The 25626-nt window shown below is 71.4% G+C and carries 24 protein-coding genes; 6 read left to right on the top strand and 18 right to left on the bottom strand.

Going from position 1 to position 25626, the window contains the following annotated elements; all coding sequences use genetic code 11:
* The first annotated feature begins 27 nt into the window (after window positions 1-27).
* Together IE134_RS29215 and IE134_RS29210 are read left to right on the top strand one after the other, a co-directional pair.
* On the top strand, window positions 28-441 hold the full coding sequence (locus IE134_RS29215) for an ATP-binding protein (RefSeq protein WP_003966375.1): 414 nt from the start codon (window positions 28-30) through the stop codon (window positions 439-441).
* Window positions 438-1394 carry an RNA polymerase sigma factor SigF gene (locus IE134_RS29210; protein ID WP_373296724.1) on the top strand — a complete coding sequence of 319 codons (957 nt, stop codon included), beginning with the start codon at window positions 438-440 and terminating at the stop codon, window positions 1392-1394. The genes IE134_RS29215 and IE134_RS29210 overlap by 4 nt, the downstream gene beginning before the upstream one ends.
* Before the next feature lie 30 nt (window positions 1395-1424).
* Here IE134_RS29210 and IE134_RS29205 read toward each other — a convergent pair whose 3' ends face one another.
* A complete protein-coding gene (locus tag IE134_RS29205; protein ID WP_032763749.1) occupies window positions 1425-1874 on the bottom strand; it encodes a hypothetical protein in 450 nt (149 codons plus the stop codon).
* 165 nt (window positions 1875-2039) lie between these two features.
* On the opposite strand from IE134_RS29205, the gene IE134_RS29200 reads away from it, so the two are divergent.
* Both IE134_RS29200 and IE134_RS29195 read left to right on the top strand, forming a co-directional pair.
* Window positions 2040-3008, top strand: coding sequence for a diacylglycerol/lipid kinase family protein (locus IE134_RS29200; RefSeq protein WP_010061515.1), 969 nt, complete (start codon window positions 2040-2042; stop codon window positions 3006-3008).
* 320 nt (window positions 3009-3328) lie between these two features.
* Window positions 3329-3586: a WhiB family transcriptional regulator gene (locus IE134_RS29195; RefSeq protein WP_003953983.1), complete on the top strand. Its 258-nt coding sequence runs from the start codon at window positions 3329-3331 to the stop codon at window positions 3584-3586.
* Window positions 3587-3771: 185 nt separating this feature from the next.
* Here the strand turns inward: IE134_RS29195 and IE134_RS29190 are convergent, their stop codons facing one another.
* Window positions 3772-5238, bottom strand: a complete 1467-nt coding sequence (locus IE134_RS29190; RefSeq protein WP_030716602.1) for a sensor histidine kinase — start codon at window positions 5236-5238, stop codon at window positions 3772-3774.
* Window positions 5239-5605: 367 nt separating this feature from the next.
* Window positions 5606-6688, bottom strand: a complete 1083-nt coding sequence (locus IE134_RS29185) for an SIS domain-containing protein (RefSeq protein WP_030716604.1) — start codon at window positions 6686-6688, stop codon at window positions 5606-5608.
* A gap of 207 nt (window positions 6689-6895) precedes the next feature.
* On the opposite strand from IE134_RS29185, the gene nagB reads away from it, so the two are divergent.
* On the top strand, window positions 6896-7681 hold the full coding sequence (gene nagB, locus IE134_RS29180) for a glucosamine-6-phosphate deaminase (protein ID WP_006127483.1): 786 nt from the start codon (window positions 6896-6898) through the stop codon (window positions 7679-7681).
* Window positions 7682-7841: 160 nt separating this feature from the next.
* Here nagB and IE134_RS29175 read toward each other — a convergent pair whose 3' ends face one another.
* The 4 genes from IE134_RS29175 to IE134_RS29160 all read right to left on the bottom strand — a co-directional run bounded on the left by IE134_RS29175 (window position 7842) and on the right by IE134_RS29160 (window position 12659).
* Window positions 7842-9371 (bottom strand): glycoside hydrolase family 3 protein, encoded by a 1530-nt coding sequence (locus tag IE134_RS29175; protein ID WP_030716606.1) that lies wholly within the window; start codon window positions 9369-9371, stop codon window positions 7842-7844.
* Between the two features lie 9 nt (window positions 9372-9380).
* Window positions 9381-10244: a carbohydrate ABC transporter permease gene (locus IE134_RS29170; RefSeq protein ID WP_030716609.1), complete on the bottom strand. Its 864-nt coding sequence runs from the start codon at window positions 10242-10244 to the stop codon at window positions 9381-9383.
* Window positions 10241-11245, bottom strand: a complete 1005-nt coding sequence (locus tag IE134_RS29165; RefSeq protein ID WP_030716612.1) for a carbohydrate ABC transporter permease — start codon at window positions 11243-11245, stop codon at window positions 10241-10243. Before IE134_RS29165 ends, IE134_RS29170 begins: the two co-directional genes overlap by 4 nt.
* Before the next feature lie 115 nt (window positions 11246-11360).
* Window positions 11361-12659, bottom strand: coding sequence for a sugar ABC transporter substrate-binding protein (locus tag IE134_RS29160; protein ID WP_010061526.1), 1299 nt, complete (start codon window positions 12657-12659; stop codon window positions 11361-11363).
* Window positions 12660-12938: 279 nt separating this feature from the next.
* Between IE134_RS29160 and IE134_RS29155 the strand changes: the two genes are divergently transcribed.
* A complete protein-coding gene (locus tag IE134_RS29155) occupies window positions 12939-13703 on the top strand; it encodes a GntR family transcriptional regulator (RefSeq protein ID WP_006127478.1) in 765 nt (254 codons plus the stop codon).
* Between the two features lie 90 nt (window positions 13704-13793).
* On the opposite strand, the gene IE134_RS29150 is transcribed toward IE134_RS29155, so the two are convergent.
* The 11 genes from IE134_RS29150 to IE134_RS29100 are packed head-to-tail and all read right to left on the bottom strand — an operon-like array spanning window position 13794 to window position 25388.
* Window positions 13794-14804, bottom strand: coding sequence for an aldo/keto reductase (locus IE134_RS29150; RefSeq protein WP_030716615.1), 1011 nt, complete (start codon window positions 14802-14804; stop codon window positions 13794-13796).
* A complete protein-coding gene (locus IE134_RS29145) occupies window positions 14761-15900 on the bottom strand; it encodes an endonuclease/exonuclease/phosphatase family protein (protein WP_098895215.1) in 1140 nt (379 codons plus the stop codon). The genes IE134_RS29150 and IE134_RS29145 overlap by 44 nt, the downstream gene beginning before the upstream one ends.
* Window positions 15900-17066 (bottom strand): glycosyltransferase family 4 protein, encoded by a 1167-nt coding sequence (locus tag IE134_RS29140; RefSeq protein WP_189432178.1) that lies wholly within the window; start codon window positions 17064-17066, stop codon window positions 15900-15902. The genes IE134_RS29145 and IE134_RS29140 overlap by 1 nt, the downstream gene beginning before the upstream one ends.
* Window positions 17063-18235, bottom strand: coding sequence for an endonuclease/exonuclease/phosphatase family protein (locus IE134_RS29135; RefSeq protein ID WP_098018059.1), 1173 nt, complete (start codon window positions 18233-18235; stop codon window positions 17063-17065). The genes IE134_RS29140 and IE134_RS29135 overlap by 4 nt, the downstream gene beginning before the upstream one ends.
* Entirely contained in the window at window positions 18232-19263 is a 1032-nt protein-coding gene (locus IE134_RS29130; protein ID WP_030716630.1) for a glycosyltransferase family 2 protein, read from the bottom strand. Before IE134_RS29130 ends, IE134_RS29135 begins: the two co-directional genes overlap by 4 nt.
* 52 nt (window positions 19264-19315) lie before the next feature.
* A complete protein-coding gene (locus IE134_RS29125; protein WP_189432177.1) occupies window positions 19316-20371 on the bottom strand; it encodes a UbiA prenyltransferase family protein in 1056 nt (351 codons plus the stop codon).
* 17 nt (window positions 20372-20388) lie between these two features.
* Window positions 20389-21435, bottom strand: coding sequence for an NAD-dependent epimerase/dehydratase family protein (locus IE134_RS29120; RefSeq protein ID WP_030716634.1), 1047 nt, complete (start codon window positions 21433-21435; stop codon window positions 20389-20391).
* On the bottom strand, window positions 21423-22871 hold the full coding sequence (locus IE134_RS29115; RefSeq protein WP_030716636.1) for an aspartate aminotransferase family protein: 1449 nt from the start codon (window positions 22869-22871) through the stop codon (window positions 21423-21425). The genes IE134_RS29120 and IE134_RS29115 overlap by 13 nt, the downstream gene beginning before the upstream one ends.
* On the bottom strand, window positions 22868-24004 hold the full coding sequence (locus tag IE134_RS29110) for a lysylphosphatidylglycerol synthase domain-containing protein (RefSeq protein ID WP_229823759.1): 1137 nt from the start codon (window positions 24002-24004) through the stop codon (window positions 22868-22870). Before IE134_RS29110 ends, IE134_RS29115 begins: the two co-directional genes overlap by 4 nt.
* Window positions 24001-25011: a glycosyltransferase family 2 protein gene (locus tag IE134_RS29105; protein WP_229823762.1), complete on the bottom strand. Its 1011-nt coding sequence runs from the start codon at window positions 25009-25011 to the stop codon at window positions 24001-24003. Before IE134_RS29105 ends, IE134_RS29110 begins: the two co-directional genes overlap by 4 nt.
* The gene (locus tag IE134_RS29100) at window positions 25008-25388 is read right to left on the bottom strand and encodes a hypothetical protein (RefSeq protein WP_030716641.1); all 381 of its coding nucleotides are present in this window, start codon (window positions 25386-25388) and stop codon (window positions 25008-25010) included. The genes IE134_RS29105 and IE134_RS29100 overlap by 4 nt, the downstream gene beginning before the upstream one ends.
* Window positions 25389-25626 lie beyond the last annotated feature (238 nt).

Raw genomic sequence — 25626 nt, 5'->3', positions numbered from 1 at the left:
AGAGTTTGTGCCACCTTGGAGGTGAGGGTGTCCCAGATCGCAGGCGAGCCCGGGAATCAGGACTTCGTGGAAGTCCGGCTGCCCGCTGCGGGTGCCTACCTGTCGGTGCTGCGAACGGCCACGGCCGGTCTCGCAGCGCGTTTGGACTTCACTCTCGACGAGATCGAGGATCTTCGCATCGCGGTCGACGAGGCCTGCGCGATCCTGCTCCAGCAGGCCGTGCCGGGCTCGGTCCTCAGCTGCGTCTTCCGTCTCGTCGACGACTCCCTCGAAGTGACGGTGTCGGCGCCCACCACCGACGGCCGGGCGCCCGAGCGCGACACCTTCGCCTGGACGGTGCTCTCCGCGCTGGCCGGCAAGGTCGACTCCACGGTCGCGGACGACCGTACGGTCAGCATCAGCCTCTACAAACAGCGCGGCGCGGGCCCCGGGCCGGCGTGAGCGACGGGAACGGGGACGGTCCTGTGCGGGACGAGACGATCCGATCCGGGGTGGTGCGCCCAGCAGGCATCCCGGAGCAACAGGCCCGACCGCATCCGGAGGACGGAGCGGACGGGCCCGAGGGCTTCGACGTCGCGGTGGAGCAGCAGTCGCAGGCAGAGCGGGCGGGCCAGATGAGCGAGCACGGGCACCACGATCCACACGACCGCAGCGGGGCCCGGGCCCTGTTCTTCGAGCTGCGGGAGCTGCCCGACGGTTCCGCGGAGAAGGCGGAGCTCCGCAACCGGCTGGTGCGCATGCATCTGCCGCTGGTGGAGCACCTGGCCCGCCGGTTCCGCAATCGCGGCGAGCCGCTGGACGACCTGACGCAGGTCGCCACGATCGGGCTGATCAAGTCCGTGGACCGGTTCGACCCGGACCGGGGGGTGGAGTTCTCGACGTACGCCACTCCCACGGTGGTCGGCGAGATCAAGCGCCACTTCCGGGACAAGGGCTGGGCGGTGCGGGTGCCGCGCCGCCTCCAGGAGCTGCGTCTCTCGCTGACCACGGCCACCGCGGAGCTCTCCCAGCAGCACGGCCGTTCGCCGACCGTGCACGAGCTGGCGGAGCGGCTCGGCATCTCCGAGGAGGAGGTGCTGGAGGGCCTGGAGTCGGCCAACGCGTACAGCACGCTCTCGCTGGACGTGCCGGACACGGACGACGAGTCGCCGGCCGTGGCGGACACGCTGGGCTCGGAGGACGAGGCGCTGGAGGGCGTGGAGTACCGGGAGTCGCTCAAGCCGCTCCTGGAGGACCTGCCGCCGCGCGAGAAGCGGATCCTGCTGCTGCGGTTCTTCGGGAACATGACCCAGTCGCAGATCGCCCAGGAGGTCGGCATCTCGCAGATGCACGTCTCGCGGCTGCTGGCCCGCACCCTGGCGCAGCTCCGCGAGCGGCTGCTCGTCGAGGAGTGAGCCGAGGGGCGACGAGCGGGGCCGTGAGGCTCAGGCGTCGGGGGTCGTCCTCGGCCCCCGGCGGATGCCCAGGTCCTGGGTGGTCGCCGGGTTCAGGACGAGCACGAGGCCGGTGACGGCGACCACCGCGAGAACGATCCCGGTGGGGATCAGCGCACCCTGCGAGCGCAGCAGCGTCCAGGCCACCGGCAGCGCCATGATCTGGGTGATCAGCGCGGGCCCCCGGCTCCAGCTGCGCAGCAGCAGCAGTCCGCGGGCGGCGATCAGCGGGATGGCGCCGAGCGCGACCAGGGTGATCCCGACCGTCTCCGCCTGCTGCGTGCTTTCCAGCTTTCCGAGCAGCCCCATGATCAGCAGGTAGATCCCGCCGACGGCGAGAGCCACGCCTTCGAGGGCGTTGACCCCGGCGAGGACGGTGATCCTGGTCGGGCGCTCCGCGGTGGAGGGCGACGGCGTGGACGGTGTCTGCTGAGTGCTCACGCCTTTCAGGTTGGCATCCCCGGGGCCCGGAAGTGAAGCCGGGGTGCGCGGGAGCCGCACCCGTTCGGCGGTGCACCGGGGTAGGGCGTCACGCTCCGTCACCGCCCTGGAGCGCAGCGAACCGGGGCTTCGGTCTCGAACCGCCCGGTAGGTAGGCTGGCCGTCATGCGCGCACTCCTCGTGGTCAATCCAGCTGCTACCACCACCAGTGCCCGCACCCGTGACGTGCTCATCCACGCGCTGGCCAGCGAGATGAAGCTGGAGGCGGTGACCACGGAGTACCGGGGGCACGCACGGGATCTGGGGCGGCGGGCCGCGGACAGCGACGACATCGATCTGGTGGTCGCCCTCGGCGGCGACGGCACGGTGAACGAGGTCGTGAACGGGCTGCTGCACCGGGGCCCGGACGTGGACAGCCTTCCGAAGCTCGCCGTGGTGCCCGGCGGGTCCACGAATGTCTTCGCGCGCGCCCTGGGGCTGCCGAACGACGCGGTGGAGGCGACCGGCGCGATCCTGGACGCCCTGGAGAACCGGACCGAACGCACGGTTGGTCTGGGCCTGGCCGCCGGCACCCCGGGCACGGAGGACGAGTCCGTCCCCGAACGCTGGTTCACTTTCTGTGCCGGACTCGGGTTCGACGCCGGAGTCGTCGGGCGGGTCGAACAGAAACGCGAGGGCGGCAAGCGCTCGACGCACGCCCTGTACGTACGCCAGGTGGTGCGGCAGTTCCTGAACGAGGCCCACCGCAGACACGGGACGATCACGCTCGACGTGCCCGGCCAGGACCCGGTGACCGACCTCGCGCTCTCCATAATCTGCAACACCGCACCCTGGACCTACCTGGGCAATCGTCCGGTCTACGCCTCGCCGAAGGCCTCCTTCGACACCGCGCTGGACGTCCTCGGACTGAAGCGTCTGTCCACTCCGGCGGTGGCCCTGTACGGCACCCAGCTGCTCACTTCGAGCCCCGAGAAGGGGCCGCGCGGGAAGCATGCCGTTTCACGGCATGACCTCACGGACTTCACCTTGCATTCAAAGGTTCCACTGCCCTTCCAGATGGACGGTGACCACCTGGGACTGCGTACGAGCGTGACGTTCACAGGCGTACGCCGTGCACTGCGTGTGATTGTGTGAGTGGAAGGGCCGAAAGTCCTTTAACTCGAACGTTTGGACTGGGTCCCACCCCCAAGAAGTGCGCCTGTGACCTAGTCGACACCGAGGAATCAAAAAAAACTTTCCAGAAGGGGTTGTATCCGTCGCCCAGGTTTGGGAATCTCTTCATGGCGATCGGGACGGCCCGCAACACCGGCCTCCACTGAGAGCCAGAACCCCTCCTCACCATCACAGACCACACCCAGTCCATCTGGGGGTCGGCCCGTCACCTGCGGGGGGATTCGTGAAAGCGTTCACATTCACAAGCAACAAACGTGTAATACCAAGGAGAGGTAGCAGCCATGGACTGGCGTCACAACGCCGTTTGTCGTGAGGAAGACCCCGAGCTGTTCTTCCCCATCGGCAACACCGGTCCTGCGCTGCTGCAGATCGAGGAAGCCAAGGCTGTCTGCCGCCGCTGCCCCGTCATGGAGCAGTGCCTGCAGTGGGCGCTCGAGTCCGGCCAGGACTCCGGCGTCTGGGGTGGCCTCAGCGAGGACGAGCGCCGCGCGATGAAGCGCCGCGCCGCTCGCAACCGGGCGCGTAACGCCAGCGCCTGAGCAACACCCCGCACCAAGCCTCAGCCCGGCGGCGCGTACAGAGCGTACGCACAGCCCCGCCTTCGAGTCGCAGCGCGCAGTACCCCGAAGCGCATCGCAACGTGAGCATCACGGAGCGGGCCCGGACCGTCACCACGGTCCGGGCCCGCTCTGCTGTGTGCGCCCGGTTGCCCGGGACTGCCCCGCTACTTGAGACCCTGCACCGGGAGGTCCAGCACCACCTGGGTGCCGCGCTCGGGGGCCGGGACCATGCCGAACGTCCCGCCCAACTCCCCCTCCACCAGCGTCCGTACGATCTGGAGCCCGAGGTTGCCTGCCTGCTTCGGGTCGAACCCCTCGGGCAGGCCGCGCCCGTCGTCGGTGACGGTGATCAGCAACCGCCCCTCGGTGGGCGACCCGCCGCGCACGGCGGAGACCTCGACCGTCCCGTGGTCGGCCACGGCGAAGGCGTGCTCCAGGGCGTTCTGCAGCACCTCGGTCAGCACCATGGAGAGCGGGGTGGCGACCTCGGCGTCGAGGATGCCGAAGCGTCCGGTGCGCCGGCAGGTCACCTTGCCCGGGGAGATCTCCGACACCATCGCGATGACCCGGTCGGCGATCTCGTCGAACTCGACCCGCTCGTCCAGATTCTGGGACAGCGTCTCATGGACGATGGCGATCGAACCGACGCGCCGGACCGCCTCGTTGAGGGCCTCACGGCCCTGCTCGGAGTCCATCCGGCGGGACTGGAGGCGCAAGAGGGCGGCCACCGTCTGGAGGTTGTTCTTCACCCGGTGGTGGATCTCCCGGATGGTCGCGTCCTTGGTGATCAATTCGCGCTCGCGACGCCGCAGTTCGGTGACGTCCCTCAGGAGGACCAGGGAGCCGATCCGGACGCCCTTGGGCTTGAGCGGGATGGCCCGCAGCTGGATCACCCCGCCCGCGCACTCCACCTCGAACTCGCGGGGCGCGTAACCGCTCGCCACCTTGACCAGGGCCTCGTCCACCGGCCCCCGCGACGGGGCCAGTTCGGCGGTGACGGTACCGAGGTGGTGGCCGACCAGGTCGGAGGCGAGGCCGAGACGGTGGTAGGCGGAGAGGCCGTTGGGGCTGGCGTACTGGACGATCCCGTCGGCGTCGAGCCGGATCAGCCCGTCGCCCACGCGCGGGGAGGCGTCCATGTCGACCTGCTGGCCGGGGAAGGGGAAGGACCCGGCGGCGATCATCTGGGCCAGGTCGGACGCGGACTGGAGGTAGGTGAGCTCCAGCCGGGAGGGGGTGCGCACGGTGAGCAGGTTGGTGTTGCGGGCGATGACGCCGAGCACCCGCCCGTCACGGCGTACGGGGATGGACTCGACCCGTACGGGCACCTCCTCGCGCCACTCCGGGTCGCCCTCGCGCACGATCCGGCCCTCGTCCAGGGCCGCGTCGAGCAGCGGGCGGCGGCCGCGCGGGACCAGGTGGCCGACCATGTCGTCCTGGTAGGAGGTGGGCCCGGTGTTGGGGCGCATCTGGGCGACGGAGACGTACCGCGTGCCGTCGCGGGTGGGCACCCACAGCACGAGGTCGGCGAAGGACAGGTCGGAGAGCAGCTGCCACTCCGAGACCAGCAGATGGAGCCACTCGAGGTCGGTGTCGCTCAGAGCGGTGTGCTGGCGGACGAGGTCGTTCATGGAGGGCACGTGTGGAGCGTACCTGGGGTCACCGAAGGCGTTCGAACCGCTGGGGCCGATGAGCCGTGCAGGTGTAGGAAGGTACGACGATGGACAGGGGCGGCGGTCGGCCCGAGAATGTCGTGCACACGGATGGACACGAGTATTGGTCTAGTCCACAATGTTCATCAAGACCTCCGCTCTCCCCGCACAGGAGAGTGGACCGAGGACCCGGCGCTCTCTGCCCTGACCGCGCCGGTGCCTCCAGTGGCCGGGGGCACCGCACACCGCCGGCCAGGTAGCTCCGGGCTGCGGTGCCGGTTGGGCTGAGGGTCCCATCCCGGCGCCGCGGCCCGCGGGTGTTTTCGGGGCCGTACCGCCTCAGCCCTCAGCGGGTCTCCGTGACCTTCGCCAGGGCGCGGGGCGCGTCCGGGTCCTGGCCCCGGGCGATCGTCACCTCGTACGCCAGCATCTGCAGCGGCAGGATCTCCAGGATCGGCTGCAACTCCTCCGGGACGCCCGCCGTGGGCAGCGAGAAGCCGGCCGACGCCGCCTCCACCTGAGCCTTGGGGCCGACGACGAAGAGATCCGCACCGCGGCCACGCAGCCGGTCCAGCACCGGCTGGAGGGCCTCGCCGCCCCGGCCGTCGGTGACCACGGCGATCACCGGGGAGATGTTGTCGACCATCGCCAGCGGACCGTGCAGCAGATCCGCGCCGGAGTAGGAGAGAGCGGGGATGTAGCTGGTCTCCATGAGCTTCAGGGCGGCTTCCTTGGCCGTCGGATAGCCGTAGCCGCGCGAGGTGATCACCATGCGCTCGGCGAAGCGGTAGCGGGAGGCCAGCGCCTTCACCTCGGCCCGGCGGCCCAGGATCGCGCCCGCGAGGTCGGGCAGGCCCCCGGCGGCCTCGGTGCCGTCGTGGCCGCCCAGGCCCTCCACGAAGAGGTACAGGGAGAGCAGGGAGGCGGTGTACGTCTTGGTGGCCGGGAGCGCCTTCTCCGGGCCCGCCAGGATGTCGATGTGGTACTCGGACACGGCGGCGAGCGCGGAGTCCGGGTTGTTGGTGACGGCGAGGGTGACGGCTCCGGCGTCCCGGGCCGCCTGCGTCGAGGCCACCAGGTCCGGTGAGCCGCCCGACTGGCTGACGGTGATCACGAGGACGTCCCGCAGATCCGGCTTGGCCCCGTACGCCGTCGTGGTGGACATCGAGGCGAGGCCGCAGGGCAGGCCGAGGCGGATCTCCAGCAGGTACTTGGCGTAGAGCGCCGCGTTGTCGGAAGTGCCGCGCGCGGTGAGCAGGACGAAGCGGGGCTTCCGGGCGGCGATCTCGGCGGCGACCTCGCGGATGCGGGGCGCGCCCCGGTCGAGGATGCGGCGCAGCATCGCGGGCTGCTCGGCCATCTCGCCGGACATGATGCGGCCGGGCTCCTCGCCCCGGCCGCCCGGGTCGACCGGGAAGGTGGCGGACATGTGGGGGCCTCCCTGCGCTGTCGGCTGCGGTGTCGCCGTACCGGACAAGTCGACCAGGCAATCCCGTGGGCCGCCAGCGGGCCGGGGCGGGCGGGGATGCGGGCCGCCGGTGTGTGGACTCCTCTCCGTACGGCTGCCCGATTCTGCTAAATTGGAGTTTGATTGGTCTATACCACCTCCACCTCTAGTCAGATCGGCAGGCACAGCGTGGAAGTTGTCATCGTCCCGGACGCCACGGCAGGCGGCGAACTGATCGCGGAGGCCATCGCCGCGCTGCTCCGCCGCAAGCCCGACGCCCTGCTCGGCGTTGCCACCGGCTCGACCCCGCTGCCCATCTACCGCGCGCTCGCGTCGAAGGTCGCCTCCGGCGCGGTCGACGCGTCGCGCGCCCGGATCTGCCAGCTCGACGAGTACGTCGGGCTGCCCGCGGGCCACCCGGAGTCGTACCGCTCCGTGGTGCTGCGCGAGGTCGTCGAGCCGCTCGGGCTCTCCGAGGCCTCCTTCATGGGTCCCGACGGCGCGGCCGAGGACGTCCAGGCGGCCTGCGAGGCGTACGACCGGGCGCTGGCGGAGGCGGGCGGCGTCGACCTCCAGCTGCTGGGCATCGGCACGGACGGGCACATCGGCTTCAACGAGCCGTGCTCCTCGCTCGCCTCGCGCACCCGGATCAAGACGCTGACCGAGCAGACCCGGGTGGACAACGCGCGCTTCTTCGACGACGACATCGAGCAGGTGCCGCACCACGTGATCACGCAGGGCATCGGGACGATCCTGGACGCCCGGCACCCGATCCTGCTCGCCACCGGCGAGGGCAAGGCGGAGGCCGTCGCCCAGACCGTGGAGGGGCCGGTCGCCTCGATCGTGCCCGCGTCGGCGCTCCAGCTGCACCCGCACGCGACGGTGGTGGTGGACGAGGCGGCGGCGTCGAAGCTGAAGCTGGCGGACTACTTCCGGGCCACGTATGCGGCGAAGCCGGGGTGGCAGGGGCTGTAGGGCTTCGCCCCTCGCCCCGTTACGGCGGAGGGCCGGGACGCCGTTGTGGTGTCCCGGCCCTTTGCCGTGCGGTGTTCGGTGTTCGGTGAGGAAATGGTGCAGCCCGTCCGGCGGGAGGCTTTGTCCTCAATCGCCGGACGGGCTTGATCTGGCTGGCCTGTCAGGTCTTCGTGCCGGTCAGTGCTTCCGCCGCTGCCACTCCGCAGACCCTTGCCGCGCCGTGGGTGGCTATGTACAGCGCGCCCCGGGGGTCCGACTGGGGCAGGCCCATCTCGACCACGACCGTGTCCGGGCGGGCCGCCAGCAGGGCGTCGAGCGCCGCGCCCATCCAGGCGTGCCGGTGCTCGTCGCGGACCACGGCGACGATGCGCCGCTCCCCCGCCGCCGCCAGGATCGCGTCCACCACAGCGGTGGTCCCGGCGGTGTAGGTGTCCGTGCCGGTGCCGGGCAGGATCCGCTCCAGCTCGGCGGCGATGCCCCACGGGGTCTCGTCGCCGACCGCGATGTTCGCCTCCGCGCCGAACGAGGCCACGTACGCCGCCTCGGTCAGCCGGTCGCCGGAGCCGGTCACCCGGACCGCGCGGCGGGCGGCGATCAGACCTATGTCGGAGCTGACTCCGGTGCCGGGCGCGGTCCCCTCCTGCACTGCCGCGCCCGACTCCCGGATGTCCCCCCGAACCCTCTGCGTCCAGGACGCCAGGGCTCGTACACGGGCGGCCGCGTCGGCGAGCCGCTCCTCGGTCAGTTCCCCGCTGCGCACGGCCGCGACGAGGGCGTCGCGCAGCCGCAGCACCGTCTCCTCGTCGGCCAGGCCGCCGCCCACACAGATGGCGTCGGCGCCCGCCGCGAGGGCGAGGACGGACCCGCGCTCGATGCCGTACGCACCGGCGATGGCGTCCATCTCCACGGCGTCCGTGACGATCAGGCCGTCGTAGCCCAGCTCCTGGCGCAGCAGACCGGTGAGGATCTGCGGGCTCAGGGTCGCCGGGCGGTCAGGATCGAGTGCGGGAAGCAGGATATGCGCGCTCATCACCGATTTGGAACCCGCGGCGATGGCCGCCCGGAAGGGCACCAGCTCACGGGCGTGCAAGGTGTCGAGGTCCACATCGATGCGGGGCATCGCGAGGTGCGAGTCGACCGCGGTGTCACCGTGTCCGGGGAAGTGCTTGGTGCAGGCGGCGACGCCGGCGGCCTGGAGCCCCTCGATGTACGCGGCGGTGTGCCGGGCGGCCAGCCGGGTGTCGGCGCCGAAGGAGCGTACGCCGATGACCGGGTTGCCCGGGTTGGAGTTGACGTCGGCGGACGGCGCCCAGTTGAGGTTGACGCCGCACTCGGCGAGCCGGCGGCCGAGTTCCTGGGCCACGGCCCGGGTGAGGTGGACGTCGTCCACCGAGCCGAGCGCGAAGTTGCCGGGGAACGAGGAGCCGTGCGTGACCTCCAGGCGGGTCACGTCGCCGCCCTCCTCGTCGATGGCGACGAGGACGTCGTCCCGCTCGGCGCGCAGCCGCGCGGTGAGCGCGGTGAGCTGCTCGGGCGAGGTGATGTTGCGGCCGAACAGGCCCACGGAGGCGAGGCCCTCACCGACGCGGCGCAGCAGCCAGTCCGGTGCGGTGGTTCCGGTGAATCCGGGCTGGAGCACGGCGAGCGCGTCGCGCGTCACCGTGTCCGTGGTGGAGACGAGGGTGGTCATGGGCCCGCACTATCCCTTCACGGCGCCGGAAGTGAGGCCGGTGGCCATCTTCTTCTGGATGATCATGAAGAACACGACGACGGGGATGGCGATCATGGTCGATGCGGCCATGAGGGCGCCGTAGTCCGTTCCGCGCTCGGTCGTGAACGTCATCAGCCAGACGTTCAGCGTGTACTTGGAGTTGTCGTTGATCAGGATGTACGCGAAGAGGTACTCGTTCCACGCGTTCACCAGGGCGAAGATCGACGCGGCGGCGAGCCCGGGGGCGAGCAGCGGGAAGATCACCCGGCGGAAGGCCTGGAAGCGGGTGCAGCCGTCCACCATCGCGGACTCCTCCAGCTCCACCGGGATGTTCACGACGAAGCCGCGGATCATGATGGTGGCGAAGGGCAGCGTGGAGACGAGGTAGACGACGATCAGTCCCCAGTACTCGTCGATCCCGCCCATCGCGTTGAGCTGGGCGTAGATGGGGATGAGCATCGCCGTCGGCGGCAGCATCTGGACCAGGATCATGATCAGGACCAGGGCCTTGCGGCCGAAGAACCGGAACCGGCCGATCGCCAGGGCCGCCAGCGTCGCGATGATCATGCCGCCGACCACGGCGGTGACGGCGACGATCAGGCTGGACTGGATGGCGGTGCCGAAGTTCGGCTGCTCGGTGGCCCGGACGAAGTTGTCGAAGGTGATCGACGTGGGCCAGAGCGTCTGGTCGTAGCTGCGGATCTCCCGGTTGGGCCGCAGGGCACTGATGACCAGCCAGTAGACCGGGAAGACCATGACCAGGGCGATACCGAGGCCGATGATGTCGAGGTGGAGCCGGCTCTTCTTGCGGTCGGGCCGCAGCGCCTGTGTCGTCTGGGTCGTGCTGCTCATTCGACCTCTCCCGTCTTCATGAGCTGGCGCAGGTAGTACACGGCCACGCCGGACAGCAGCAGCACCGTGATCAGGGCGATCGCGGTGCCCTGGCTGAAGGAGGTGGACTCGAACGCCTTGGAGTAGGAGTAGAGGCCGAGGGTCTCGTACTCCGGCTCGGGCTTGTTGCCGCGCAGCAGCCAGATCTGGCCGAAGACGTTGAAGTCCCAGATCACCGAGAGGGTGGCGACCATGGTGAAGACCGGCTTGATGACCGGCCAGGTGACGAACTTGTAGATGCCGTAGGCACTGGCACCGTCGAGGGCGGCGGCCTCCTCCAGTTCCTTGGGGACCTGGGTGAGGGCGGCGTACAGGGTGACGACGACGAACGGGATGGCGCCCCAGACGACCAGCAGCGTGATGATGCCGAAGCCCTGGATCGGGTTGAGGTACCAGTTGTGTCCGAGCCAGTCCTCGCCGGCGACCTTGGCGATCAGGGTGTTGATCAGGCCGTAGTCGGAGTCGGCCATGAACCGGAAGATCGAGGCGGCGACCATCAGCGGCATGGACCAGGCGGCGATGAGGCAGGCGGTGAGCACCAGCCGGACCCAGGTGGAGAGCCTGCGCATGAGCAGGGCGACCAGCAGCCCGATCCCCATGGTGAGCACCACGCAGATGGCCATGAAGACGATCGTGCGGAAGGTGACCCACCAGAACTCGGAGTCGCCGAGGATGTTCGTGAACTGCTCGAAGCCGACCCAGGGGGCCGGCTCACCGGACCACAGCTCGCGGCGGCCCATGTCCTGGAAGGACATGACTACCGTCTTGCCGAGGGGGTAGAGGTAGACGGCGGCGATCGCCACGATCGCCGGGAGGATGAGGAAGTAGGGGAGCAGTTCGCCCTTCTTCCGCTTCCTCTTCTGCACCCGGGGCGCGTCGTCGTGCGGCGACTTTCCGGTCACCTGCGGGACGGGTGGTACGGGGACCGGCGGCCCGGCGGCCTTGGTATCAGCGGCAGACACGTGGCTGACCTTCCATCGCGGGTCCGGGGCGAACCCCGGAATTCACGGCATGCACTTGCGGGAAAGGAGCGGGGGCCCGGCACAGGTGCCGGGCCCCCGCCTGGCGATCGGAAGGTCAGGATTCCTTGTTGATCAGCTCGTTGATCTTCTCGTCGGCCTTCTTGCTGGCGTCGGCGACGGAGGCACCCTTGACGATCTCCAGGAGCATGTTCTGGAGGATCTCCTCCTTCTCCACGGAGGCCCAGCCCGGCGCGATCGGCGTGAACCAGGCGTCCGGCACCGCGTTGGCGATGGCGGCGGTCTCCGGCTTCTGCTTCAGCGGCTCAAGCTGCTTCTCGTTGTTGGGGAGGATGTTCTTCGACGCGAGGACCTCCATGGACTTCGCGTTGGTGAAGAGGGAGATCCACTCCTCGCCGAGGTCCTGGACCTTGGACTTGGAGATGGTCGCGAGGTCCGAGCCGCCGATGAAGGACGGGAGGGCCTTGCCCTCGGGGCCGGGCATACCGGCCGTGGCGATCTTGCCCTCGAGCTTCGGGTTGCCGTTCTCGCCGGTGGTGACGCTGCCGGCCTCCCAGGCCTGGCCGTAGATCACGGCGGCCTTCTCGTTGGCCATGACGTTGGCGTGGTCCTGCTCGTCCTTCGTCACGTCGGCCTTGTTGTACTTCTTGACCAGGTCGACGAAGTGCTGCAGGCCCTTCTGCGCCTCGGGGGTGGAGAGCGCGGCCTTCCACTCCTTGCTGCCCTCGTCGTACGTGGCTATCTGGCCACCGAAGGCGGCGACGTAGGACATCGCGGCGTACCAGTAACGGCCCGGGAAGTAGAGGGAGGAGGCGCGCTTGTCCTTCTTGCCCAGCTCGGCGTCGACCTTGTCCATCGCGGCGAGGAACTCGTCCTCGGTCTGCGGGAGGGCGTCGCTGCCGGTGCCGGCCTTCAGCATGTCCTTGTTGTACACGGCGAGACGGGCGCTCGCGTAGTACGGAACGCAGTAGGTCTTGCCCTCGAAGGAGCACGTGTCCTTCAGACCCTTGATCCAGGTGTCCGAGTTCTCGTACTTCTTGGGGTCGATTTCTCCGAGCGCACCATTGAGGATGTACTGCATGGTCTCGGTGTTGCCGAGTTCGACGACATCCGGGAATTTGTCGCCACCGAGGGAGGTGTCCAGCTTCTTGACCTTGTCGGCCCACTGCTGGTACTGAACCTTTACGGTGACACCCGGGTACTTCTTGTTGAACTCGGCGTTGACGTCCTTGACCAGCTCCGGCCAGGTGGACTGGGCCTCGCCCATGAGCCAGACGGTCAGGGTTTCCTTGCGGTCCTTGGGGTCGGCGGACGAATTCTTGTCATCCGAACCACACGCTGCGACCGAAACCAACATGCCCGCGACACCGATCGCCGCGATGAGCTTGCGCTTCACGTCAAACCCTCCTCAGGGATGCTGCAACCCCACCCACCGCGAAGACATTCGACGAGTTCTGCTGGGGCTGGACCTGGTCTTTAATGGTTTAGACCAGTACCGGGAGCTTGGCCTAGACCTTTAGGGGTGTCAAGGGTGTATAAGAAGTGCACTCGCGTCCGTTATAGGACCGACACCTAAGGGAGGGCGACGACCCGTGACCGGACCGTGCCACCATGTGAGCCGCGACAGTCGGAGGAGCCGGTGACGGCAGTAACGCAAGCGTCGGGAAGGCGGGCCATGAGTGCCGACGGGGGCAGTACGGGGAGCGAGACCGGTACCGGTACGCGCACGGCGCGCGTGCCGAAGTACTACCGGCTCAAGCGGCATCTCCTCGATATGACGGACACCCTGCCGCCGGGCACCCCGGTGCCGCCCGAACGCACCCTGGCCGCCGAGTTCGACACCTCGCGCACCACCGTGCGCCAGGCGCTCCAGGAACTGGTCGTCGAGGGACGGCTGGAGCGCATCCAGGGCAAGGGCACCTTCGTCGCCAAGCCGAAGGTCTCCCAGGCCCTCCAGCTCACCTCGTACACCGAGGACATGCGTGCCCAGGGGCTGGAGCCGACGTCCCAACTGCTGGACATCGGCTACGTCACGGCGGACGACACGCTCGCCGGTCTGCTGGACATCTCGACGGGCGGCCGGGTGCTGCGGATCGAGCGGCTGCGGCTCGCCAGCGGCGAGCCGATGGCGATCGAGACCACGCACCTTTCGGCCAAACGCTTCCCGGCGCTGCGCCGTTCGCTGGTGAAGTACACGTCGCTCTACACCGCGCTCGCCGAGGTGTACGACGTCCGTCTCGCCGAGGCGGAGGAGACCATCGAGACCTCGCTCGCCACGCCCCGGGAAGCCGGGCTGCTGGGCACGGACGTGGGCCTGCCGATGCTGATGCTGTCCCGCCATTCGGTGGACGGCCAGGGCGAACCGGTGGAGTGGGTGCGCTCGGTGTACCGGGGCGACCGCTACAAGTTCGTGGCGCGCCTCAAGCGCCCGACGGACTGAGAGCCGCAGGCGCCGGCGCGACGGACACAGGGCGGTGGCCCGGGGATCGGCTCCCCGGGCCACCGCCCGTTTTCGGTCACGCGAGGAGCGTCAGCGCAGTTCGGGGTCCATCTCGATCACGCTGTACGGGTACGGGAGCGCCTGGTCGCTCGCCGCGGTGAGCAGGTCCGCGTCGGCCGGGTCCAGGTCCAGGTCCGCGGCGCCCAGGTTGGTCTCCAGCTGCTCCAGGGTGCGCGCGCCCACGATGGGCGCGGTGACGCCGGGCCGGCCGAGCAGCCAGGCGAGGGCCAGCACCGGCACCGCCAGGCCCGTGCGTCCCGCGACCTCGTGCACGGCGTCCAGCACCCGCCAGGTGCGCTCGTCGCCCTCGTACGCGCTCCAGGACTCGCCCCAGCCGAGCCGCTCGGCGGTCTCCACGCGGGTGCCCGTGGGCGGCCGTTGCGTGCCGCGCCGGATCGCTCCGCTCAGCCAGCCGCCGCGCAGCGGGCTCCACGGGATGACGCCTAGGCCCTCGTTGCGGCTGACCTCCAGCAGTTCCCACTCGGCGGAGCGGTCCAGCAGGTTGTAGAGCGGCTGGAGGGCGGTGAAGGGCTCCCAGCCGTTCGCACGGCTGAGGTCGACGGCCTTCTGGAGCTGCCAGCCGGAGAAGTTGCTGGCCCCGATGTAGCGAACCTTGCCGGAGGTGACCAGGGCGTCCAGCGTCGCGAGGGTCTCCTCCAGCGGGGTGCCGGGGTCCCAGGCGTGCACCTGGTAGAGGTCGATGTGGTCGGTACCCAGCCGGCGCAGGCTCGACTCGACCCCGGCCATCAGGTGGTTGCGGCCCAGGCCGCGGTCGTTCTGGCCTTCCCCGGTGCCGTACCGGACCTTGGTGGCGATCACCACGTCGTCGCGGCGCTGTCTCTTCAGCCAGCGGCCGAGGATCTCCTCGGAGGCTCCGGCGGAGTAGATGTCGGCGGTGTCCACGAAGGTGCCGCCCGCCTCGGTGAAGCGGTCCAGCAGGGCGTGGCTGGTGGTCTCGTCGGCCTCCCGGCCGAACGTCATGGCGCCCAGGCAGAGTTCACTGACCCGCAGGCCGGTCTTGCCGAGGTAGCGGTAACGCATGGTGGGTTCCTTCGTCGTGGTGGTGGACACGGAGGCCGGCCGGGGGCCGTTCGTCCGGTTCGGCGAGCGACACGGACACCTCCTGGACGCAGTGGTCGGACAGTCCGCGCGGATCGCGGAAGCGGTAGCTGTGGACGCGGGCGCCCGGTGTGCTGAGCACCCAGTCCAGCCGCCACCAGCGCAGGCCCGGGCGGGCCTGCCAGGAGACGGGGCAGACCTTCCCGGTCAGGGCGACGGCATCGGCGCCCAGGCGGGCGATGCGGCGGGCGTCCCCGATCGCGGCGGTGGTGTTGAAGTCCCCGGCGATCAGGGCCGGATGGGGGCAGTCGGCGACGTCCGCGAGGAGTCCCCGGTACTCCTGCCGCCGGTCGGCGGCCCGGGAGCGGACCGCGCGGTAGAAGTCTGCGCGCAACGGGCTGATCAGCCGCAGCTGTACCGGGATGTGGACATTGAACGTGGCGAGAATCCGACCGTCGCCGGGCATCTCCAGATCCACCCGCAGGGTCCGGCGGGCGGCCGTCTCGACGGTCGCGGCGACCGGAAGGCGGGACAGGGTGATCAGGCCGCGGGCGATGACGGCCTCGTGATCGGGGAAGGCGGCGCGCAGCCGCCGCTCGTCGTCGATCAGCCGGTAGGTGCCGTTGAACCGGTCGTGGTGGTACTCCTGGAGGAGGTAGACGTCGGCGTCGAGCTCGCGCAGGAAGGCGTAGAACGGGTCGGGGTCGGTGCTCTGGCACCAGTGCTGGGTGTTCCAGGAGACGATGCGCACGGCCCCGTCCGGCGGTGGGCGGCGCGTTCCCCGTACCAGTGCGGCGGGCACCAGACCGGACTGCCGGGCCCCCAGCAGCAGAGCCGCGGCGGCCACCGCTCCGGCCGCGAGGTCTCCCGTCACCCCGGCGAGCACCAGGAGCAGGGCGGGCACCGCGACGAAGAGGGGCGGCGGCAGCAACGAGGGCAGCAGCCAGAACCACCAGCGGCCGTTGAGGGCGAGGTGGGCGGCGAGGAACCCGGCCCAGGCCAGCGCGGCCCACAGCGGCGGGCCCGGTTCCCCCGCAGCCGCGTTCGCCAGGGACCCGCCGAGGGCGACGGCCGTCATCACGCGGGGGCTCCCCGGACGCCCCGCCGTGCCCCGGCCTCCCGGAACAGGGCGTCGTAGGCGTCCAGGCAGTGGTCCGTCCCGTACCGGGCGCGGGCGTCGCGACCGCCCGCGGCGCGGCGCTCCGGCGGGTAGGCGGCCACCTCGCGCAGGGCCGCAGCCAGGGCGTGGGCGTCGCCGGGCGGGAAGAGACGGCCGAAACCCGTCTCCGTCACCGGGACGCGCATCCCCGGGGCGTCGCTCGCGACCGAGGGGACGCCGAGCATCATCGCCTCCGCCTGCGAGATACCGAAGGACTCCTCGGCGACGGACGGGAGGGCGAAGGCGTCCAGCGAGGCGTAGAACCCCGCCACCTGGTCGTCGTGGAGGAAACCGGTGAAGCGGATGCGGGGGTCGTCCCCGGCCCGGGTGCGCAGCGCCCCGACGACACTGCCGCCGGCGACCTTGGAGTAGTCCCCCGCGATGAGCAGCCGGGCCTCGGGGTCCGGAAAGGTCCGGAAGGCGTCGACCAGGTGGTGCAGCCCCTTCTCCGGGGCGATCCGGCCGAGGAAACCGACGTGCGGGCCCGCCGTCTCGCGGAAGGCGGCGGGCGCGGGCTCGCGCTCCCGGCAGGGCGGGGCGATGGAGAGCAGACGGCGCTCCCGCATGAGGGGCCAGTGGCGTGAATGCTCCGCATGGTCCACGTTGTTGACGACGACGGCGGCCGAGCGGCGCAGCGCCCCGGCCACCGAGGCGTCGACCACCTTGACCTGGAGCGGGGCGAGCACGCCGCCGGCCAGCCAGACGTCGTCGTGGTGGGTGGCGACGACCGGGGTGTCTCCGGCGAGCCTGGCGACGATCCCGGCCTCCAGCATCGGCAGATGGAGGTTGACGACCCGGGAGGCGCGGGCGATCCGTCCGGCGAGCGGAGCGAACCCCGGGCTGACCACGCCGCGTCCGATGCGGGCGACGACCGGGGCGCGGAACACCTCCACGCCGTTCACGGTCTCCCGTGCGGGGTGCCCGGGCTCGTGGCGGCAGGCGACGACGGCGACCCGGCGGCCCCGCGCGGCCAGCCCTTCGGCGACCGTGCGCGCCACTTCGGTGAGCCCGCTGGTGTACGGGAGGTAGTAGGTGAGCACGATCGTCGCGTCGAAGCGGGGCGAGCGCGCGGAGCGCCGGGTCATGACCGGTCCTTCTCGGTGGCCGGGGCGGTGGTGGCCCCGGAGGCGGGCAGGGAGAGGTCCAGCTCGATCAGCCGGTGGGTGGAGAGCGCGGCGGGCGGGTCCTGGACGGACTGCCGGTGCAGGTCGACGCGGGGCGACACGAACGCCCAGTCGAGCCGCCAGAGGGCCGGGCCGCTCACCGGGAACGTCGCCGGGTACACCGAGTCCCCGGCGTCGGCGGCGTCCCGCAGCCCGTCGAACCAGCGCAGGTCACCGGTGCCCGGCAGCACGTTGAGGTCCCCGGCGAGGACCACCGGGTTCTCGTTGGCGTCGAGGTCGTCGCGCAGGGCCCGGAAGTGGCGGTCGCGGCGGTCGGAGAGCTGCCGTACGGAGCGGTGGTAGGCGGCGGTCAGGGGGTTGCGGTCGACGTTCAGCAGATCGGGCAGGTGCGTGTTGTAGAGGGACAGGGTCTCGCCGTCCACGTCGATGTCGGTGCGCAGGACGCGGATGTTCCAGTAGTCGGCCCAGGAGGTGTCGGGCGGGGCGAGGCCGTCGGGCCGCAGCGCCCGCACCGAGGTGATCGGGAAGCGGGACAGGGTGAGGAACTCCCCCTCGGTGGCGATGTGGAAGCCGGGGAACTCCCTGCGGATCCGGGCCAGATCATCGATCGGGGCGGGTTCGTCGCCCCGGGCGTTCTGGTACTCCTGCAGGAGGTAGACGTCGGCGGAGTGGGACTTCAGATAGGCGTAGAAGGCGTCGGTGTCACTGTCCTGGTCCCAGAAGAAGGTGTTCCAGTTGACCACCTTCAGGGCATCCGGGGGTACGGCCGGCTGTCCGCGCAGCAGCGCCCCGGGGTGCAGCCCGGTCTGCCAGGAGCCCAGCAGGAGCGAGGCCAGGACGACGCCCACGGCCGCCCGCCGCCGGTGGCGGATCAGCGCGGCCGGGATCAACAGGACGAGCGGGAGGAGGAGATGGAAGACGGGCGGGGCGAGACCGAGTCCGTTCCACGCCCACCACCGGCCGCTGAGGAGCGCGCGGGCGGCGACGAACAGGGCCCACAGCACGGCGACGGCGAGCAGCAGCCGGCCGGGCCACCGGCGGACTCGCTCCTCCCGTTCGGCCGGTGTGCCCGCGTCGGCCGCGTCCGCCTCCGTGGGGGCGGCGCTGTCCGCCGCCAGGGTCCCCGTCACGGCGTGGCCCGTACCGCGGCGAGGTGCGCGCCCGGCTCGTACAGGCGCCGGAAGCGGCGCGAGGCCAGCCACTGGAGGGCGCCGACGCCCGCGCCCGCCGCGATGACGGCGTTGACGACGGTGTGCGCGAAGGCGAAGTAGGCGGCGAACAGGGGGCCCCGGCGGCGCAGCACGAATCGGTACAGGGCGGTGTCCGCGAGCAGGGTGAGGGCGAGCAGGGCGGCCGGGACGAGCAGCCAGGGCGCGGCGATCAGGCCGAGCGGCAGGGTGATCAGGGCGAGCAGGGCCGCGATGCTGGCCCCGGCCCGGGGGCCGGTGGCGATACCGCCGGGGAGGTCGCCCCGGCGCACGTACAGCGGGATGTGCAGCCGGGTGCGGTGGAAGACCTTGCGCAGGACGACCCGCCAGGTGTCGTCGTGGTCGTGCCGGCCCCGGACGGCGGTGGAGCTGTGGACCTCGTAACTCCGGCAGATGCGGGCGGCGTAGTCGCCGTCCTCGGTGTGGCGCAGCCGGGGGTTGAAGGGGCCGATCTCGGCGAAGACCCGGGCGGGCATGGCGCAGATCGCGGTGTGCAGGGTGCCGATGCGGCCCTCGGTCTCGGCCAGCCAGTAGAACTGGTGCAGGCAGCGGTACTCCTCGATCAGGCTGTCGCGGATGAGGGGTTCGGCGTCGTAGGTGCCGCAGACCGCGCCGATGCGGGGGTCGGAGTCGAGCAGGGCGACGGCGTTGGCGATCGCGTCCGGTTCCATCGCCACGTCGGAGTCGACGAACACGACGATCTCGCCCCGGGCGTGGGCCGCCCCCGTGTTGCGGGTGGTGGCGACACCGCTGTTGACACCGGTGCTGATCACCCGGACCCCGCAGGCCTCGGCGACGGCGACGGAGTCGTCGGTGGAGCAGTCGTCGACGAGCAGCACCTCCAGGGGCTCGTAGGTCTGGGCGAGGGCGGCGCGCAGGCAGAGTTCCAGGGCGCGGCCGTAGTTGTAGTTGGGGATGACGACGGAGACGAGGGGGTGCTTCCGGTTCATGGGACGCCTTCGGGCGGTCGGAGGGGCGGACGGGCGGGCCGGACGGAGACGGTCAGCCGGAGGGATGCGTGAGGAGGGCGAGGGCGACGAGGACCGCCCACAGGCCGGCGTTGACGAGGGTCGCGCGGTCCCGGAAGAGGACGTGGACGGGGTTGCCGCCGCCCTCCTCGACCAGGAGGAGCTGGAGGTAGCGGGCGAGGCCGAAGACGGCGCAAGGGGCGGAGAGCAGGATGACGAAGGAGGCACCGGCGGCGAGGGCCGCGTCGTCGCGGAGGTAGAGGACGTAACTGACGGCGGTCAGCACGGCGACCAGGACGACCAGGTGGTCGAGGAAGGCGACCGTGTAGCCGCGCAGGGCGGGGCGGTGGGCTCGGCCGACCGCCGTCATCTCGTGCCGCCGTTTGCCGAGGGACAGCATCAGGCAGAGCGAGAAGACGCAGAGCGCCAGCCATTCGGAGAGCCGGCCTCCGATGAGCAGCGCCCCCTGGAGGAGCCGGAGGACGAAGCCGGTCGCCACGATGAACGCGTCCACCAGCGGTACGTGCTTGAGCCCCTGGGAGTACGCGAGGCTCAGCGCCAGGTAGAGGGCGGTGGGCCACCACTGCCAGGCGGGACCGGCCACCGCCCAGCCGGTCAGCGACAGGGCGAGAAGCCCGGCCAGGACGGTGGCGGCGGCCGGGGAGACGCGGCCGGAGGCGATCGGACGGTGGCGCTTGACCGGGTGCAGGCGGTCCCGCTCCCGGTCGGCGAGGTCGTTGACGACGTAGACGACGGCGGAGGCGAGGGTGAAACCGAGGATCGCCCAGCCGGTGCGCAGGAGGTCGGCGGCCCCCCAGGGATGGGTGTCGAGGAGTGCGAGCGGGACGACGGCCAGGTTCTTCACCCACTGGCCGGGGCGCACCAGCGCGAGCAGGTCACGGGGACGGCTGCGGCGGCGTTCCTCCGGTACGGCGGTGGGGGCGGCGGCCGTCGACGGCCGGTCGGGGGCGGGCTGGGGCAGCGCGGTGAGGTCGGCGGGCTCGGTCAGAGCCGTGAGGTCGGCGGGTTCGGGTTCGGGCGGGACTGCCACCACGCGCAGGGGCGCGGGGGACGACCGGGTGATGTCCACGGCAGGGCTCCAGGGGATCAGAAGAAGACCTTGGCCAGGCCGAGCGCCCCTTGGCGCCACGGGTCCCGGCTGGTCCGGCCGGCTCCGGGAGCGGGGGCGCCGCCCCGCCGCTGGGTGCGCCACCACGCGTAGGTGGAGAGGATGGCGTCCTGGTTGGAGAGCGCGGGACGGAAACCGAGCCGTTCGGTGGCCCGGGCGATGTCCACGTAGCTGTCGTCGAGGAGCTTGAACAGCAGCCGCCCGTAGACCGGGGAGAGCTTGGTGCGCTCCAGTGCGCGCAGGACCGCGAGTGCCGGTGCTGCCGGCAGCGGGACCACGCGCTTGCCGTGCCCGGCCGCGTCCAGTACGGCCTGGAAGTCCTCGCGCAGGGTGCCGAACTCGGCGGCGCCCAGGTTGTAGACGTCGTTCGCGACCTCGGGCGGGGCGTGCAGGGCGAGCACCACGGCGTCGACCAGGTCGGCCATGCCGAACATCTGGATGCGGACGTCGCCCCGGCCCAGGACGGGGAAGTTGCGCCGTTCCTCGGCCCATTCGAAGAGCATCGAGAAGAGGCCCATCCGGCCGGGTCCGAGGAAGGTCTTGGGGCGCAGGACCGGCAGGCACATCCCGCGCCCCCGGAACTCCTCGCAGACCTCCTCGGCCTCGGCCTTGGCGCTGCTGTACGGGTCGACGGGCTCGCGGGGGTGGTCCTCCGGGGTGGGGACCCGCTTCGGCAGTCCGTAGACGGCGGTGGAGGAGATGTGCACGACCCGTTCGACACGAGCCCGGTGCGCGGCGGTCAGGACGGTCCGGGTGCCGTCGACGGTGATCGAGCGGATCTGGTCGACGGGGTAGGAGGGCAGGGCGGCGGCACAGTGCACCAGCGCGTGGGCTCCGTCGAAGGCGCGGGCGAGCGCGGCCCCGTCGCGGATGTCGGCGACGACGTGCCGGGCGCCGGCGGGCGGGTGGGGGTCCTCGCGCAGGTCGATCCCGACGACGTCATGGCCGTCGGCGGCGAGCCGGGCGACGAGGTGGGAACCGAGCATGCCGGCGGCGCCGGTCACGGCGATGGTCAGGCCGCCCATCGGGACACCGCCTTGTCCTTGAAGAAGGCGGTGAGCAGCCGGTTCATGCCCTTGGCCAGGGTCCGGTCGAAGGCGTCGAGGAAGATCTCCACCTCGTCGGGGCCCGCGACCAGGCAGGGCGCGGCCACCAGGGGGCTGCGGCCGTTGAGCGTGTAGTACATGTACACGTCGTGGTCGTGGTACATCGCGTTGACGACCGCGCAGGTGATGACCTTGGTACGCAGCAGCGGGTCGCGGGCGAGGCCGCCGGGGGCGATCTTCGCGGCGAGGTCCAGGAGGCGGGGGCCGCCGTCGAGGAAGATCCCGTACAGCGCACCGGCGCCCCGGACGTCGGCGATGAGGTCGGGGTACTGCTTGCGCAGCCTCTCCAGGCCCGGCTTCAGGACGCGTTCGATGGCGCGGGCGCGGGCCGGGTAGTCGTCCTCGACCGCGATGTTGACGGCTTCCAGCGCGGTGGCGGTCTCCTCGCCGAAGCCGTAGTAGGTGGTGCTGGTGGACTGGAGCATGGCGTCGCCGAGGCTGTCGTAGGCCGTACGGAAGACGGGCTCGCGGGCGACGAAGGCGGAGACGGAGGACTTGCCGCCGCCGAAGGACTTCGAGGTGGTCACGACGTCCGGGACCAGGTCCGGGTAGCGCATGAAGTGGAAGAGGCTGCCCGTCTTGCCCCACCCGGTGTAGATCTCGTCGAAGATCAGCACGATCTTCTCGGCGGTGCACAACTCCCGCAGCCCGCGCAGGAACTCCTCGGAGCACTCGGTCATGGTGGAGGCCGAGAAGGGCTCGATGAGGATCGCGTAGACGTCGCAGCGCCCCTTGGCGTCGCGGGCCCCGGCGACCGCCTGCCGCACGGAGTCGAGGTCGCCGTACCGGAAGGCGGAGACACCGGGGATGCCGGGGAAGGCGAAGGCGTTCTGGGCGCTGCCGGTGAGACTGCCGGAGCCGAGCAGCTTGCCGTGGAAGCTGATGTCGGCGTGCAGGATCTGCTGCCGGCGGCCGCCGTGGTACTTGTACGCGAGTTTCACCGCGCCCTCGACGGCCTCGGCACCCGAGTTGGGGAAGAACGAGAGGTTCAGGTCGCCGGGGAGAAGCCGGGCGAGGTTGTGGCCGAGGGCGGCGATGTAGGGCGAGAAGTAGGTCTTGTGGACCTCCATCCGGCGCTGTTCCTGGAAGCGGCGGCGGGCGGCGAGGATCCGTGGGTGGTTGTGGCCGTGGTTGAGGACGCCGACGCCGCCGGTGAAGTCGAGGATCCGGCGGCCGTCCCGGGTGTGGATCCAGGACCCTTCGGCGTGGTCGACGAGTTCGCGGCCGAAGCCGAAGGAGGTCATCAGGGAGACCTGGCTCTTGTTGACGTGGGACCGGTACAACTCGTGCACCTGGCTCGTCGACAGTCGTTCGCAGTCGTCCACGGTGAGCAGGGGGGTTGCGTCGGAGGTCATGCGGCTCCTTCCCGGAGCGCGGGTCGGGGGGCGGGCAGGGGTCCGGCGGCGCGGGCCCAGGCGAGGGCGGCGCCGGTGGCGGCGACCTCGCTGAGCACGCAGACGAGCCGGCTGGCGATGACGGCGGCGGTGGCCGCGGAGAGCGGCATGACCGCGCCGAGGGGGGCGAGGAGGACGAGCTCGCGCGCTCCCCAGCCGTCGGGCAGGACGAAGGCGAGGCTTCCGGCGACGGTGGCCAGGGCGAAGCCGCCGACGCAGACGGGCAGGGAGAGCAGCGGCGGGGCGCCCAGCAGGACGGCGATGACCCACAGGTGGAGTCCGGAGACCGCCCAGGAGGCGCACGCCCAGCCGATGGAGAGCCGCAGGGCGCGGGGCGAGCTGTCGGCGGCCCCGGCGGGGCGGCGGGCCAGCCGCATCGTCCACGCGACGAGCCGGCCCACCCAGCCGGGCCGGGCCACGGCCGCCGCCGCGACCAGCACGAGCGGGGCGAAGACCCAGGCTCCCGTGCCGAACACGGCCGGGGCGACGAGGAGTCCGGCGGCGGCCCCGGTGGTCATCCCGATGACGAGGCCGAGTCCGAAGGCGGCGATCATCCGCTCGGGGGCGATGCCGACGGCCTTGCCGAGCTGGACGTGGGCGAGGACGCCCCAGATCCGGCCGGGGACGAACTTGCTGATGACCCCGATGAAGAAGATGCGGGCGGTGTCGCTGGTACGGGCGGGGGAACCGCCGTCCACGACGAGGACCCGCCAGGAGAGCATGGACAGGACGAGTCCGGCGGCGTTGGCGACCAGGGCCGCGCTCAGCAGAAGCACTCCCCCGGGCCGGCCGGCGGCGTCGGCCAGCTCCGTTCCGGCCGCGCGGAGCGAACCGCCGACGGCGAAGCAGGTGGCCGCGACAAGAACAAGCGCGGCGGCGGGACGCAGCACCCGGGCCCACCGGGAGGGACCAGGCGCGGCCTTCGCCGCCGCCCCGGCCGGGGGTCCGGCTTCCGGCGGCAGGCCCCCGGACCGTACGGCTTCGGCTTCGGCTTCGGCTTCGGCTTCCGGCGACGCGGCCCCGGACCGTACGGCCTTGCGCAGCGCGCCCCTCGGCCGTACGGCTTCCGGCTCCTGGTCCGGCCCGGCGCTCACGGTGCCGCCGCCGGGGCCGGATCGTCGCTGCGGGCGCGGCGGCCCCGCGCCGAGGGGCCGAAGCCCGGGTCCACCAGCCAGCGCACGCCACCGGCCACCGCGCCGAGCACGAGGGCCAGGTGCACCGCGAAGTGCAGCGCGGTGAAGCGGAGCAGGAAGAGCCACCCCTTGCGGCGGGCCACGAAGCGGGACAGGCCCACGTCCGCCAGGGCGAAGGCCGCGGCGCAGGCGAGCGGCACCGCGAGGAGCCAGGGGGTGAGCAGGGCGAGCGGGAGCGTGAGCGGGACCAGTCCGGCGGCGAGCACGCCGCCCGTACGGTTGGCCCGCAGTCCGCCGCCGCGCCGGCGTTCCACGGCGGCGACGGGGACGAGGAGCTGGGAGCGGCGGTACTGCTCGGCGAGCATCGGCAGCAGCCGGTCCACGTCGTCGTGGCGGCCGGTCACCAGTTCGCTGAGGCGGATGCGGTGGGTGGCGGCGAGGCGGTCGCTGTACTCGACGTCCTCGGAGTCGCGGAGGTTCTCGTCGAAGGGTCCGGTCGCCTCGAAGACGGAGCGCTCGATCGCGGCCAGGGCGAAGAAGGCGGTGCCGACGACTCCGGCGCTGCGGCGCCGCCAGAAGTGCGCGTGCAGGCAGTGGTAGACCTCCACCGGGCCGTCGTCGAAGAGCGGTTCGGGGTCGAGGACGCCGTGGACGCAGCCGGTCTCCGGATCGTCCATGAGCAGGTCGACGGCGTTCTCGATCGCGTCGGGGGCCAGGGCGATGTCGGAGTCGAGGAAGAACAGCACGTGCCCGGAGGAAGCGGCGACGCCCAGGTTGCGGGCGGCGGAGACCCCGCCGTTCTCCGGGCGGGCCACCAGGACGCACGGGAAGGTGCGGGCGATGTCGCGGGAGCCGTCGGTGCTGGCGTCGTCCACGACGACCACGTCCAGCGGGCGCAGGGTCTGGGCGTAGACGGACTCCAGGCAAGCCCGCAGGGTCTTCTCGTAGTTGTGGTTGGGGATGATCACTGACACGGAGGGGCGCTCCCGTGGCATGGCGGGTCCGGTCCTTTCGGTTCGGGGGATCGATGCGGGCCCGGGCGGGCGAAGACGCCGCCGAGTGCGGCGGGCCGCCAGTCGAGGGAGGAGGGCCGGGCGGCGCACAGGGCGGCCAGGAGGTGCTCCAGCGCGGCCAGTTCGGCCTGGAGGGGGTCGGGGCTCTCCATGTACAGCGCGGCGCGGACCGTGCCGTCCGGACCCTCGACGACGTACACATGGACCGGTCCGGGCGTGTGGGGCCCGGCCCGGACGTGGCGGGAGCGCAGCCAGCGGGCCAGGTCGCGGGCTGTCCACCGGTCGGTGCGCGGGGGCCCGGTGCGCACGAGGAGCGCGGTCACCAGGAACACGGAGGCGTCCCGTTCCCCCGGGTCACCCCCAGGAGAAGCCGTCCCGGGCCGAGGCGGCGCACAGGGCCGCCCCGAGGGCGGGAGAGCCGACGGCCGACGCGTGACGGAGGGCAGGGACAGGGAACGCCCGCATGGGAAGACTCCTCGGAACATAGCGGTGTGTGAATGACTTGTGACGGCCAGATCCTGTCGCCATCGCCGCGCCGGGGGCCACGGTTACCGGGTGGCCGAAAGCTGC

It is taken from the genome of Streptomyces rubiginosohelvolus (assembly GCF_014649875.1).
GTDB classification, from domain to species: Bacteria; Actinomycetota; Actinomycetes; order Streptomycetales; family Streptomycetaceae; genus Streptomyces; species Streptomyces rubiginosohelvolus.
This window is presented reverse-complemented; position numbering and strand designations above follow the sequence as displayed.

What these genes read in the sequence shown, in the direction of transcription:
- IE134_RS29190 (WP_030716602.1), bottom strand. Translation starts at nt 5,238, where the DNA reads ATGAACGACCTCGTCCGCCAGCACACCGCTCTGAGCGACACCGACCTC.
- IE134_RS29195 (WP_003953983.1), top strand. Translation starts at nt 3,329, where the DNA reads ATGGACTGGCGTCACAACGCCGTTTGTCGTGAGGAAGACCCCGAGCTG.
- IE134_RS29155 (WP_006127478.1), top strand. Translation starts at nt 12,939, where the DNA reads ATGAGTGCCGACGGGGGCAGTACGGGGAGCGAGACCGGTACCGGTACG.
- IE134_RS29130 (WP_030716630.1), bottom strand. Translation starts at nt 19,263, where the DNA reads ATGAACCGGAAGCACCCCCTCGTCTCCGTCGTCATCCCCAACTACAAC.
- IE134_RS29185 (WP_030716604.1), bottom strand. Translation starts at nt 6,688, where the DNA reads ATGTCCGCCACCTTCCCGGTCGACCCGGGCGGCCGGGGCGAGGAGCCC.
- IE134_RS29150 (WP_030716615.1), bottom strand. Translation starts at nt 14,804, where the DNA reads ATGCGTTACCGCTACCTCGGCAAGACCGGCCTGCGGGTCAGTGAACTC.
- IE134_RS29175 (WP_030716606.1), bottom strand. Translation starts at nt 9,371, where the DNA reads ATGACCACCCTCGTCTCCACCACGGACACGGTGACGCGCGACGCGCTC.
- IE134_RS29120 (WP_030716634.1), bottom strand. Translation starts at nt 21,435, where the DNA reads ATGGGCGGCCTGACCATCGCCGTGACCGGCGCCGCCGGCATGCTCGGT.
- IE134_RS29115 (WP_030716636.1), bottom strand. Translation starts at nt 22,871, where the DNA reads ATGACCTCCGACGCAACCCCCCTGCTCACCGTGGACGACTGCGAACGA.
- IE134_RS29200 (WP_010061515.1), top strand. Translation starts at nt 2,040, where the DNA reads ATGCGCGCACTCCTCGTGGTCAATCCAGCTGCTACCACCACCAGTGCC.
- IE134_RS29145 (WP_098895215.1), bottom strand. Translation starts at nt 15,900, where the DNA reads ATGACGGCCGTCGCCCTCGGCGGGTCCCTGGCGAACGCGGCTGCGGGG.
- IE134_RS29170 (WP_030716609.1), bottom strand. Translation starts at nt 10,244, where the DNA reads ATGAGCAGCACGACCCAGACGACACAGGCGCTGCGGCCCGACCGCAAG.
- IE134_RS29140 (WP_189432178.1), bottom strand. Translation starts at nt 17,066, where the DNA reads ATGACCCGGCGCTCCGCGCGCTCGCCCCGCTTCGACGCGACGATCGTG.